This is a genomic window from Rhizobium leguminosarum bv. trifolii WSM2297 (assembly GCF_000271845.1).
Genome location: NZ_JH719393.1, coordinates 2,145,529 through 2,157,797 on the forward strand (window position 1 = coordinate 2,145,529; position 12,269 = coordinate 2,157,797).

The following is a 12,269-nucleotide window of genomic DNA, read 5'->3' on the forward strand; positions in this document are numbered from 1 at the left end:
TTAAAGAGGTTGCGCCGCTCGCTGCCGGATAGCCTCGAATGGTATCCGCCGGCAGTGAATGCTCGATTCGGGTGATCAGCACAAAGAAGGGCGACCTGATACATCCGGCGTAATTGGTCTGGTTTAGGAAATCGGGCGAAACGGCTAAACAAATATACTTCGGCATAATAGCTACGGTACTCCACGCAGAGTTAATGTTGCAACGGCCCAAAAAGAAACGCCCTCCCAACCCGGGCCGACTTGCCGCGCCGGCGTTTTGCTTGACCGTAAGACCCTCACCCCTGCCGGCGCGGCGCCTCTTAAACCATGAAACCGCATTGCAGCAGCTTTGCCTCTTCGCGGAACGGCCTTGACAACATGCACTGGAACCTGCGTCGGAGGAAGATCGCAGAGATGCGACCGCGCCAATTCCGAAGCATAGGCTCGTTGACATGAGAGGAAAGTCGGTGAAGCTTGATTGGATCTGCGATGCCGGCACCTCAGATGGTATGCGGGCAGCATCGAAGCGAGCGGTGTGCCATGGACGACACGGTCAAAGATGCGCAGAAGACCAGGAAGAACATGTTCGGACGGAAGCGCGGTTTCGCTTCCATCGGCCAGCAGACTTCGACTGACCTTCGGTACGACGAGCCACAATCCTCCTGGAGTGACGGCGATCGCATCTTTACACGAGAGCTGATCCGGAGCGTCAACGGCGCATCAAAAGCCGTTCTGAGGGTGCAGCTTGCAGCCGAACATCCCAGTCGAACCAGCCTCGATAGACTGGCCCACGAATATCGCCTGAAAGACGAACTCGACCGGGAGTGGGCAGCCAAACCGCTGGATTTCACAACGGAAAATGGTCGTATCGTGCTCGTCCTCGAAGATTGCGGCGGCGTGCCACTCCCGCAGTTGATGGAACGGCATAGCCATGGCATGGCCGCCGAACTCACTGTCTTTTTGCGTCTTGCCAAGGACATTGCGGCGGCAGTCGGCAAGGCTCACGGATGCGGCCTCATTCACAGGGACATCAAGCCGGCGAATATACTGGCGCACGAGGCGGAAGGGCGGGTCCGCCTCACGGGCTTCGGAGTGGCGTCGCATCTTTCTCGTGAGCGTCAGGCCGCCGAGCCCCCTGAGGTCATTGCTGGCAGCCTCGCATACATGGCGCCCGAACAAACGGGCCGCATGAACCGGTCGGTGGACTCGCGTAGTGACCTCTACGCCGTCGGCATCACGCTCTACGAAATGATCACCGGCCAGTTGCCCTTCACCGCCTCGGAGCCGATGGAATGGGTGCACTGCCACGTTGCCAGGCGACCGGTGCCGCCGTCCGAGCGTGTAAGAGAGCTACCAGGCGTTATCTCGGCAATCGTGATGAAGCTACTCGCCAAGAACGCAGAGGAACGCTACCAGACGGCCGCCGGGCTAGAGGCGGATCTGCGACGTGCCCTCGTCGAGAGCGAGAAATATGGGCGGATCGCAGAATTTCCGCTCGGGACACGCGATGTGCCGGACAGACTGGTGATTCCCGAGCGGCCCTACGGTCGCGAACGCGAGATCGCCGCCCTAACCTCCGCATTTGACCGGGTCGTCGCGGGCGCTGGGCCGACGCTGGTGCTGGTTTCGGGTCATGCCGGCGTGGGCAAATCCATGGTTGTGAATGAGCTCCACGGCGCGCTCGTGCCGGCGCGTGGGCTGTTTGCCTCCGGCAAATTCGACCAGAACCACCGTCACATTCCTTATGCGAGCGTAGCGCAGGCCCTGCAAGGCCTCGTCCGAGTGCTGCTGGGCAAGAGTGAAGCGGAACTCGCGCCCTGGCGCGCTGCTTTGACCGAAGAACTGGGCGCGAGCGGTCGGCTGATGGTAACGCTTATTCCGGAACTTGAATCTCTCATCGGCCGGCTTCCTGCGGTTGCGGACCTGCCGCCTCAGGACGCCAAACGCCGCTTCCAATTGAACATCAGGCGCCTACTGCGAGTGTTTGCAACAGCAGAACATCCGCTCACGCTGTTTCTAGACGATCTCCAATGGTTGGACGCAGCAACGCTCGATCTGCTTGAAGATTTGTGCACCCAGCAGGATATGCGTCACCTGCTGCTCATTGGCGCCTATCGCGACAACGAAGTATCGTCCACCCATCCGCTGATCCGCCGGCTGACAGCGATCCGGCAGGCCGGTGGCCAAGTGCATGAAACCGTACTGACACCGCTTAGGCTGGAAGATCTGACCCGGATGCTGGCCGACGCTCTTCATTGCGGAAGCAAGCGTGTCCAGCCGCTTGCGCGGCTAGTGCACAAGAAGAGCGGAGGCAATCCCTTCTTCGCGCTCCAGTTCCTGAGCACGCTGCCGGACGAAGGCCTGCTCGAATTCAATCGCGCAAAGACGCACTGGGATTGGGATCTCGATCGCATAGGAGCCAAAGGCTATACCGATAACGTCGTGGATCTTATGCTAAGCAAGCTGCGGCGCCTGCCCGATACCACGCAGGCTGCCTTGAACATGCTAGCGTGTCTCGGCAATCACGCGTCGGTTGATACCCTGGCTCTGATCAGGAGCGAAAATCGCGACGCGGTTCATGCAGCCTTTTGGGCCGCGGCGCGGGCCGGACTCGTGCTGCTTGAAGAGGGGTCATCATACCGCTTCCTGCACGATCGTGTTCAGGAGGCCGCGTATGGGCTGATCCCTAAAGATGAGCGGGCGGCAGCGCATCTTTCGATTGGCCGCCTCCTGCTGATCCATACGCCGCCGCAGGCACTCGAGGAGAATATTTTCGAGATTGTCGGCCAGCTCAACTGCGGCGGCGCGCTCATCGCGCCCGGTGAAGAGCGCGAGCGACTCGCGGACTTGAACCTGATTGCCACTCGCCGCGCCAAGGCATCGGCTGCATACGAATCGGCGCTGGCCTATGCCGGTACGGGTGCGGCTTACCTACCGAACGATGCCTGGGAGCGCCGATACGAACTCGCTTTCGCCCTCGAACTCCACAGGGCCGAATGCGAATTCTTGACCGGGGCACTGGCGGAGGCGCAGGCCCGCCTCGCAGAATTGGCAAGCCGCGCCACCAGCCTCGCCGATCTGGCCCGCGTCACGCGCCTGCGCGTCGACCTTTTCATGAGCCTGGGTCGGAGCGATCAGGCCATCATATTCGGCCTCGACTACCTGCACCGGGTCGGCATTTCGTGGTCGTCCCACCCGACCAGGAGCCAGGTGCGCCAGGAATACGCGCGGCTTTGGCGACAACTCGGGGGCCGCCCTATCGAAGCGCTGCTTAACTCGCCCCCTATGGCGGACCCGGTCGCGCTCGCGACTATGGACGTTCTGACTTCACTTGTTACTCCGGCCCTGTTTACCAACGAGAATCTGCGCTGCCTCGTTATCGGGCGAATGGGCAACATCAGCCTCAAGCACGGCAACAGCGACACATCGCCTTATGCCTTCACTGCTGTGGGCACGGTGCTCGGGCCCTATTTTGCCAACTATGAAGCCGGTTTTCGTTTCGGCCTGCTCGGACTGGACCTGACGGAACGGCCTGGAATGGAACGCCTGAAGGCACGAGTCTACCTCGCCTTCGGTAACCTTGCGAAATCGTCGTCGCGTCATGTCCGCACCGGCCGTGCACTTGCGCAGCGCGTATTCGAAACGGCCCAGCAGGTCGGCGATCTCACCTACGCCGTCTTAAGCCGGAATAACCTTGTCACGTATCTTCTGGCCGCTGGCGAGCCCCTCTCGCAGGTTCAGCGCGACGCGGAAGCCGGCCTGGACTTCGCGCGTCAGGCCGGCTTCGGAGTCGCCGTTGGTTTCATCAGTGGGCAGCTCCAACTCATCCGAACGCTTCGCGGGCTGACGCCAATCTTCGGATGCTTCAACGATGAAAGGTTCGACGAGCAGCAATTCGAACTTAAGACCGACGGCAAGCCGGGCAGTTGCCTGTACTGGATCCGCAAGCTACAGGCATGTGTATTTGCCGGGGATATCCTCACAGCACTTTCGGCAGCGGCGAAAGCAGAAAGCCTCCTCTGGATGACTCCCGCTATTTTCGAGCGGGCGGAATACCACTTCTACACCGGCCTTTCATTGGCCTCTGCTTTGCCAGGATCGACTACTGAAACAGCTCTTTATCGCAAGGCCATACGCGCTCACCACCGGCAGCTCGACACTTGGGCCGCGCACTGCCCGGAAAATTTCGCAAGCCGCGCATCATTGCTTGGCGCAGAGATCGCCCGCTTGGGAAGCCGTGAGTTGCATGCCGAGCGCCTCTACGAACAGGCGATCCAGTTGGCGCATGCGCACGCGCTCCCACACGATGAAGCGATCGCGTATGAGCGCGCTTCCGCCTTTTATCGGGCGCGCGGCTTCGACCAGATTGCTCGCCTCTATCTTCAAAACGCCCGTCGCTGTTATCTCAGTTGGGGAGCCGACGGCAAGGTGCGGCAGCTCGAAGAAGCCTATCCCCAACTGCGGGATGGACAATCGGCACCGGCTGCAACAAGCACGATCGAAGCGCCGATCGAGCATCTCGACCTTGCCACCGTCATCAAGGTGTCGCAAGCAGTCTCCAGCGAAATCGTCGTCGAGAAGCTGATCGATGCGGTCCTGCGAATGGCCGTCGAGCAGGCGGGCGCCGAACGTGGCCTTCTGATCCTGTCGCGTGGCGGCGAACCGCGGATTGCCGCTGAGGCGACGATCCGCGGCGAAGCGGTCCTCATAGAGTTGCGTAATGAGGCCATCGCCGGCGTGATGCCGGAATCAGTTCTCAATTACGTCCTGCGTATGCGGGAAATCGTCTGCCTCGACGATGCGTCGGCTGAAAACGCCTTTGCGGCCGATCCCTATATCCGCCATCGCGCGGCCAGATCCATTCTCTGTTTGCCACTGATCAATCACGCGAAGCTGATCGGTGCGCTGTATCTGGAAAACACTCTGGCGGGCCGTGTCTTCGCGCCGGGGCGCATACCGGTGTTGAAGCTGATCGCCTCGCAAGCCGCCAGCACGCTCGAAATCACCGGACTTTACCGCGACCTGGCAGAACGTGAAGCGCGAATAGGCCGGCTTGTCGAAGCGAACATCATCGGAATTTTTATCCGAGATATCGGCGGTCGGATTATCGAGGCCAACGAGGCGTTCCTGCAAATGGTGGGCTACAACCGTGACGAACTCTTGGCGGGTCAGCTGCTCGATAAAGAGCTGACACTGCCGGAATGGCGCGAGCGTGACGCCGAAGCCGAGAGCGAGCTGAGAGTGACCGGCAGCGTCCGCCCCTTTGAAAAGGCGTACCGGCGAAAGGACGGCGGTCACGTACCCGTGATGATCGGTGAGGCAAGTTTCGAGGGGGCCGGGAGCCAGGCCGTGGCCTTCGTGCTCGACCTGTCCGAGAGCAAGCGAGCAGAGGAGAGGCTGCGGGCAAGCGAAACTCGCTTTCGGACCTTCGTCGACCATGCCACCGATGCATTTTTCCTCCATACCGACGATCTGACCGTCATAGACGTCAACCGCCAAGCCTGTGAAAGCCTCGGTTACAGCCGGGAGGAATTGATTGGCATGCATCCGCGCGTCTTTGACGGAGCGATCGACGAAAAGGCGCTTGCGACATTGGTGGATCGCGTCGACGCTGGACAGCCAATGTCTTTCGAAACGCTCCACCGGCGCAAGGACGGAACCACGTTTCCGGTCGAGGTTCGCGTCGGTAAATTCCGACAGGAAGAGCAATGGTTTCGACTTTCGCTGGCGCGTGACATCACCGACCGCAGGCAAGCCGAGGATGCTATTCAGCTTGCGCGAGCAGAACTTGCCCATGTAAGCAGGCTGACCACTATGGGAGAACTTGTAGCCTCCATCGCCCACGAGGTCAGACAGCCGCTCACCGGGCTAGTCAGCAGCGGCAATGCCTGCCTTCGCTATCTCGACGCAGACCCTCGTGACATCGTCTCCGCCCGTCGCGCCATCGAGCGCATGATCAGCGACGCTTTTCGCGCATCTGAAGTCATCGACCGGATTCGGGCAATGGCGAAGAAATCACCCGAACGCAGGGACAGGCTGAACGTCAACGATATCGTGTCCGAGACGATTGCGCTGGTGTCCACGGACCTCGAACGCAGTGCGGTGTCGCTTCGTACAAACCTCTCCGACGGCTTGCCCCCGATCGTAGGGGACCAAGTGCAAATCCAGCAGGTGATCCTGAACCTTATCATGAACGCCAACGACGCGATGGCGGCGATGCCAAAAGGAGCGCGCGAACTCGTTGTAAGCACTGAAAAGGCAGCACCCAATACCGTTTTAGTGGCAGTCCGCGATAGCGGTCCTATCCTCGACCTGGCGAAGATCGGCGATATATTCGAGGCGTTCTACAGTACCAAACCCAAGGGTATGGGCATGGGCCTGACGATCAGTCGTTCGATCATAGAGGCTCACAAAGGCCACCTCTGGGCCACGCCAAACGCGCCCCACGGTGCGATTTTTCAGTTTACATTACCAACCGAGGAGAAATAATGGATCCATGTCCGGGGCGCCGCCTGACCGGCGTAAAACTTGGGGACATGGATGAAGGAGATTGTCTACATCATTGATGATGACGTATCTGTCCGCGAAGGCCTCGGCGATCTCCTGCGCTCGGTTGGACTTGAGGTACTGACATTCGCTTCCAGCCAGGAGTTTTTGGATAGCAAGCGCCCTGACGTTCCGGGCTGCCTCATTCTCGATGTAAGGCTGCCGGGGCGGAGTGGCCTGGAATTTCAGAGCATGCTCACTTCACTTGGAATTGAGCTTCCGGTCATCTTTATCAGTGCCCACAGCGACATTCCGATCTCTGTGCGGGCGATGAAAGCCGGCGCTATCGAATTCCTGACGAAGCCGCTGCGCGAACAGGAATTACTCGATGCCGCCTATGCCGGAATCGAGCGCGATTGCGCTCGGAGGCAGGAAGTCGCGCTCATTGCCGAGCTTCAGTCCCGCTATAATTCCTTGACGCCGCGCGAGCGCGAGATCATGCACCTAGTGGTCGCGGGCAGCGTCAACAAGCAAATCGCTGCTGAAGTGGGCCTGAGCGAGGTGACCGTCAAGGTTCATCGCGGCCACGTCATGCGGAAGATGCAGGCGAGATCTCTCGTTGACCTGGTCCGGATGGCGGACAGCCTCGGATTGACGACGAAGCCGGCGTGGGTCAGGTAGGCTCACGTATCTAGACCAAAGTATCGGGCGTCTGCCACGGGTGGATAGTCAAGGCGCCAATTCGGCTGGTCGCTTATCTCTTTCGGCAATACGTTCCGAACGCCGTCGGCTCTATCCTCTTACCAGCTGAAAAAACATGCAGAGACAGGAAAGACGTTATCGCGTCTCGGTGCAAGGATCTCGTCGGGTCCGCGCATCCAGCACGCTCATCGATGTTGACGCAACGCGAGTAACGAAAGACCGAGAAAGGGTATCATCCATGCAAAATCAGAGATACGCCCTGCAGAAGAACCTCAACATCTACTGGACGGTAATCGATACGATTTCAGACCGGAAAGCACTTGTGGATGGCTTCGTTAGGGACATGCTTACCGCCGATGAGGCCGAAGAATTGGTCAACATGCTGAACCGTGCAGAATCCAATGCTATCCTTGCGCCTGGCCAGAGGGAGCATCGCGATCGAAGACGACAGTAACTCTTCGATCGCATCTAGCCGACCGCTCGTCCCATAGGCTGTGACGAGGGGATGATAGAGGGCGCTGACACTCTAAAGGTGCCTCGCTGTCGGAAAACTGCGACCGGCTGCTATATTAGAAAGGGCCGGGCAGAGCCCGGCCCCTGAGATTGGCCCATACGTCGCCGACTGAGGCTAATTAGCGATTGCCGCCACTGGAGTTTTCGCCGCCCTTTTTGCCGGCTTCGGAAGCACGCTCCGGATCGTTCTTGAAGTTGCCGCCGGATGCCTGACCGCCTTTGCTGGCGATGTCCTTCTGCTTTTCATCATCCATCGATGCGAAGCCGCGCTTGGACGTATCGCCGCCGGACTGGTTTCCACTTTGGTTTGCCATTCTATTTCTCCTTACTCAGGGATCATTCCCTGGTAAGCGAACCTCAAATATCCGAGAAGGTTTCCTGTTGGTCTTACACCGTACAAAGTCGACTGGAACGCCTTCAGACGACGGCTGGTCCGCTCGGAAGGTTATCGAGCCGCGTCCCGATAAGCCTCAACAACTCCAACCGCGATGCGGGTTTTGAGATAAAGGCGACGCCCGTTTCGAGGTCGTCATGAGACAGCGCGATAAGGCCGGAAGTGACAATCACCTTGGTGGACGGCCAATCCGCCCTAACTTTCTTGACAAGGCCCAGGCCATCCATGGAACCGGGCATATCGATATCGGTGAATAGCGCGTCGATGTCGTTCCGTCTGAGGAAGACCATAGCTTCGTCCGCGTTCGCAGCCTCAAGAACCTGGTGCCCAGCCCGCTCGAGAAAATCGACCGTATCGTAGCGCAGTATAGGTTCGTCCTCAACGACCAGAACGTTTGAACCGCGTTGGGCCTGCAAAGGGTCGGCCCTCGTGCGATTGATGACTTCCTGCCCATCGGAAGAGGCCTTGGTCTCCTCCAGGAGGCGCCGCTCCAGCACAGCCTGCTGCCAATGCATTTCATCTGCCCCGAACGGGCAGCCCGCCAATTCCCACAAGGCATAAGCCCGTGTTGCTATCCATTCGTCAGCGTTGCCGGTCATGGTCCCTAGGTCCTCTAATCAAAATGTTTCCAGCGAGACTTGATTTGTGAAACACATGCCGGTTTCTCCTGTCTCGCCGCCCGCGCCAAACTTCGAAAGACTTAAACGGGTTCCTCGCGCGAACGATTTTTAGCCGTCGACAGTAACCGAACTTCGCCGGCGGTGGTCTCTATGCTGGCGAATGAAAATCGCGGATCGACGTGTCTCCCCAATGTCGCTCAAGGCCCTTTTTCAGAGGAATTGGGGGCCCTGGTCGCCTGCCTTTCCGCGGGCGCCGTAATCTGCCGGGTCAGACAATCGAGATGCCGCTGGGCCTCTCGCCGGGCGCCGATTGCTTTCGCCAATGGCTTCAAAACGCAGATGTCGATCATGGTGCATCCCCGGGGCTTCGCCAGCCGATGAAGGAAGACCCCTCCTATTTTCAAATTTCGCTTATAGATTCGGCCCGACGCTCGAAGACTAGAGAATGCTGGCGCCAGCGATACTTGGGGCTAGGTTCGCCGCCCCAGAAGGGCCAGACCATCGGCGAGCATACGCTTCAAGATCAGTTTTCTGCTTTCCGGTGCGGCAAAAGCAGCTTCGGGGATAGGAACAGCAGCAGGCGATGGATTGATGGTTCCGGAGGGCGAGACCGGAAGCGGCTGTTCGGTCATCGCGGCGACAACGACGTGCGTGATCGTTGTTTCATCCGATTTTACCGCGACGGTGACCTGTCCTCCGGAGCGAAGTCGGTCGACGCCCGTTTGAGCGGCTTCTTGCTCATCTTGAGCTTCGACCAGCGATGTCTGCGTCACCAGAAAAAATGGCATGTGTTCCTGCAATGTGTTTTACGCAGATCTCATCCGCAAAGCGGTTGCGGTCAAGATGCGGCTCCTAATTTGCGGGCGCCTCCAATACAAAAAAAGGCGCTCGACCCGTGGGGGGAGCGCCTTCTGTATGTCGGATGGCAACGTCTCACGCGCGCTCGGCGCTCAAAAGCCGATCGGCAAAGTAGCGCGATGGCGTGGTCCCAAGCGCCTTCCTGAACATGACGATGAAGGCGGTCGTGGATTCGTACCCTAATTCGCCTGCCACCTGTTGGACTGTCGCACCGCCGGCAAGTTCACGCAGAGCGATGACTAGATGTAGCTGGCGCCGCCAACGGCCGAAGCTCAACCCTGTCTGTTGGACCATAAGCCTCTTCAACGATCGTTCACTGACGGCGACATGCTCAGCCCACTGGCCGAGGGTACGGCGGTCGCTCGGGTTTGCCAAAAGCGCCGCAGCGATCAAGGCGATCTTTGGATGATCAGATACAGGTAGCTCCAGCCTCTCACGCGGCATCAGCGCGAGCTCATCGAGCATGACCCGCACGAGGCGGTCACCATGAGCGTCACGCGCATCAGTTTCTGACAGTTCCGCTACCCGGTGTATCATCTCCCGAAGCATCGGCGATACCGCAAGCGTGCAGCATTCAGCCGGAAGCATGGCCGCGCCGGGGTCGACAAACAGGTATGTTAGACGAGCATTGGACGTGACCTGATTGCTGTGCGGAACGCCGCCGGGTACCCAAAGTCCGCAGTCTGGCGGAACGATCCAGACACCACTTTCCGCTGTGCAGGTCACCGCGCCATGTAGCGCCAAGATCAGTTGACCCTGCCGGTGCTGGTGCTGGTGCCCCTCGGCTTCATAGTCGGCGAAGTCCATCCTGATTGCCATCGCCGGCCCATGCGAGAGGGTCAGATCGCAAGCAGTACTGCAGGGAGCTAGCTTATTTGACGATTGGCCTGATTTCGAGATCATATGGCATTATCTCCAATTTTGACGCGCGGCGCAATCCTTTAGGATCTTGTTCAAACAACTCTAGGAGATTAGCTATGCGTATCGCTGTGGTTGGCGCGACTGGCAGGATCGGTGTCAAACTAACCGAGAACCTCTTGACCAAAGGCCATTCAGTCAAAGCTCTTTCGAGAGGAGGGCCCGCCCTCGATGCACTTGTCGCGAAAGGAGCAGAACCGTTCTTTGGCAGCTTCGACACAGGTGATGGTGAGCTTGGCAGATTCTTCGAAGACGCTGACGCCGCGTTCCTGATGGTCAAAACCATTTGGGAGGCGGAGGACTTTCATGGGCACTACCCTGCGGTAGCGCTTCGGCTTTTTGACGCACTTCGGGATTCCCCGGTGAAACTGGCCGTGAGCCTGACGGCAATGGGATCCGAGCTCAGCGGAAACACCGGCCATTTCCAGGGCTTTCATATCCTGGATCAGATCCTCAACCGGTTACGCGGCATCAATCTGGTGCACCTGCAGGGTGGCTGGTTCATGGAGGACCTGTCCAGGTGGGTCGACTCGATCGCGCAGCACGATAGGATCGGTTGGACGCTTGACCCCAACGTCAAAGCTCCTTGGATTGCCATTGAGGATATCGCGGATATCGCCGCGAACGAGTTCGACACGCCGATCGACCAGCACCGGTCGGTGAAGCAGCTGGGCATCGATTACACGATGCCCGAGATCGCCGCGATGATCGGCCGGGCACTCGGTAGGGAGGTGGATTATCGCTCCGTCGATCCGAGCGATCGCGAGGTTGAAACGGTGTTCCGGGAGAGGTTCGGAACGCTTGATCGGTGGGTCTATGATAAGAACACCTCGGCTGCTCTCAACGATGGGCGTATAAAGTTCCACGATGATCGTCCGGCGCTGCCCACGACAATGGAAGGATTCGTCAGGGACACCCTCAGACCATTGATCGAGAAGGCGCGGACGGATGGCGTCAAACCAGAGACCTTCCTAACGTGGAGTTTACAAGGATAGCCGCTGAGTTAGATCGCCGCCTGATAGAGCTCGCCGCGCATCGGGAATGCGAGGCGAAACAGCATGAGCACAGATCCCGAGACCCGGAGAGCCATCGCGCAGCGTGCAATCGATCGCGCGAAAGCACGTGGTGTGCCGATCGACACGGATCCCGCCTTCCTGGGCGGGATCTCGGCGGCGGCGCGCCTTGCTCCGGATTGGTACATCAACGTCACCGTTGCGGCCCCGGACTTTTCCCGCGTCGTCACGTCTGGCGCGTGAGGACGGGCTAGCCCCACTTCTCGCAGCTCTCGTCCCCTTTCCATGCACGCTCACTCGCCCCGCGACCTCTGAACTGACCCCCGAAGGTTGATGTCCAACTTTCGGGGGTCAGTTCACCTCGCGGGGCCTTTTTTGTCGTACCGGAACTATCGTCACTCATCGACTGTTATGTACTGCCGATCGCGCAGAGGGCCGGGCCCCTGCCACCCCCTGCACTCTGCGCCATCCTCAACAAGGGGGGCTGCGGAGGTCGTGTTTTTTGCAGATGCTGGACGAAGACGAATTCACCGTCCTTTTCACAAAACGGATTTGGGAGCTCTCGGCCGAAAAAGGTTTGCCGTTTGGCAAGGAACCCTCTGAATATGCGCGGACCGTTGCGCGGGCTTACTGGCTATCGCTCCATGCAGAAGGCTTAAGCCCTGAAGACTGTGCCGACGAGGACGCCTCCTATTGGCCCTGAAACCCATCACCGGCCACCATAGGATATGGGCGCCGATTATCTAGCCTGACATCGCCGACGAGATCCGAATGGCACGTAATCTG

At 59.1% G+C, this 12,269-nt stretch carries 10 protein-coding genes; 6 read left to right on the top strand and 4 right to left on the bottom strand.

Going from position 1 to position 12,269, the window contains the following annotated elements:
* Nucleotides 1-519 precede the first annotated feature (519 nt).
* The 3 genes from RLEG4DRAFT_RS64390 (at nt 520) to RLEG4DRAFT_RS64400 (ending at nt 7,621) form a co-directional block, all read left to right on the top strand.
* Nucleotides 520-6,468 (top strand): AAA family ATPase, encoded by a 5,949-nt coding sequence (locus RLEG4DRAFT_RS64390; protein ID WP_003575332.1) that lies wholly within the window; start codon nt 520-522, stop codon nt 6,466-6,468.
* A gap of 51 nt (nt 6,469-6,519) precedes the next feature.
* Entirely contained in the window at nt 6,520-7,146 is a 627-nt protein-coding gene (locus RLEG4DRAFT_RS64395) for a response regulator transcription factor (protein WP_003575329.1), read from the top strand.
* 259 nt (nt 7,147-7,405) lie between these two features.
* Complete coding sequence (locus tag RLEG4DRAFT_RS64400) at nt 7,406-7,621, top strand: hypothetical protein (protein ID WP_003575327.1); 216 nt, start codon at nt 7,406-7,408, stop codon at nt 7,619-7,621.
* A 178-nt stretch (nt 7,622-7,799) separates the two neighbouring features.
* Here the strand turns inward: RLEG4DRAFT_RS64400 and RLEG4DRAFT_RS64405 are convergent, their stop codons facing one another.
* From RLEG4DRAFT_RS64405 to RLEG4DRAFT_RS64420, 4 genes are all read right to left on the bottom strand, one after another.
* Nucleotides 7,800-7,994: a general stress protein gene (locus tag RLEG4DRAFT_RS64405; protein WP_003575325.1), complete on the bottom strand. Its 195-nt coding sequence runs from the start codon at nt 7,992-7,994 to the stop codon at nt 7,800-7,802.
* A gap of 103 nt (nt 7,995-8,097) precedes the next feature.
* Nucleotides 8,098-8,673, bottom strand: coding sequence for a response regulator (locus RLEG4DRAFT_RS64410; RefSeq protein WP_003575322.1), 576 nt, complete (start codon nt 8,671-8,673; stop codon nt 8,098-8,100).
* 491 nt (nt 8,674-9,164) lie between these two features.
* Nucleotides 9,165-9,482, bottom strand: a complete 318-nt coding sequence (locus RLEG4DRAFT_RS64415; protein WP_037093198.1) for a hypothetical protein — start codon at nt 9,480-9,482, stop codon at nt 9,165-9,167.
* Between the two features lie 145 nt (nt 9,483-9,627).
* On the bottom strand, nt 9,628-10,455 hold the full coding sequence (locus RLEG4DRAFT_RS64420) for an AraC family transcriptional regulator (RefSeq protein ID WP_003575317.1): 828 nt from the start codon (nt 10,453-10,455) through the stop codon (nt 9,628-9,630).
* A gap of 74 nt (nt 10,456-10,529) precedes the next feature.
* On the opposite strand from RLEG4DRAFT_RS64420, the gene RLEG4DRAFT_RS64425 reads away from it, so the two are divergent.
* The 3 genes from RLEG4DRAFT_RS64425 to RLEG4DRAFT_RS64435 all read left to right on the top strand — a co-directional run bounded on the left by RLEG4DRAFT_RS64425 (nt 10,530) and on the right by RLEG4DRAFT_RS64435 (nt 12,186).
* Nucleotides 10,530-11,465, top strand: coding sequence for an NmrA family NAD(P)-binding protein (locus RLEG4DRAFT_RS64425; protein WP_003575315.1), 936 nt, complete (start codon nt 10,530-10,532; stop codon nt 11,463-11,465).
* 63 nt (nt 11,466-11,528) lie between these two features.
* Entirely contained in the window at nt 11,529-11,726 is a 198-nt protein-coding gene (locus RLEG4DRAFT_RS64430) for a hypothetical protein (protein ID WP_003575312.1), read from the top strand.
* Between the two features lie 265 nt (nt 11,727-11,991).
* On the top strand, nt 11,992-12,186 hold the full coding sequence (locus tag RLEG4DRAFT_RS64435) for a hypothetical protein (protein WP_051040877.1): 195 nt from the start codon (nt 11,992-11,994) through the stop codon (nt 12,184-12,186).
* Nucleotides 12,187-12,269 lie beyond the last annotated feature (83 nt).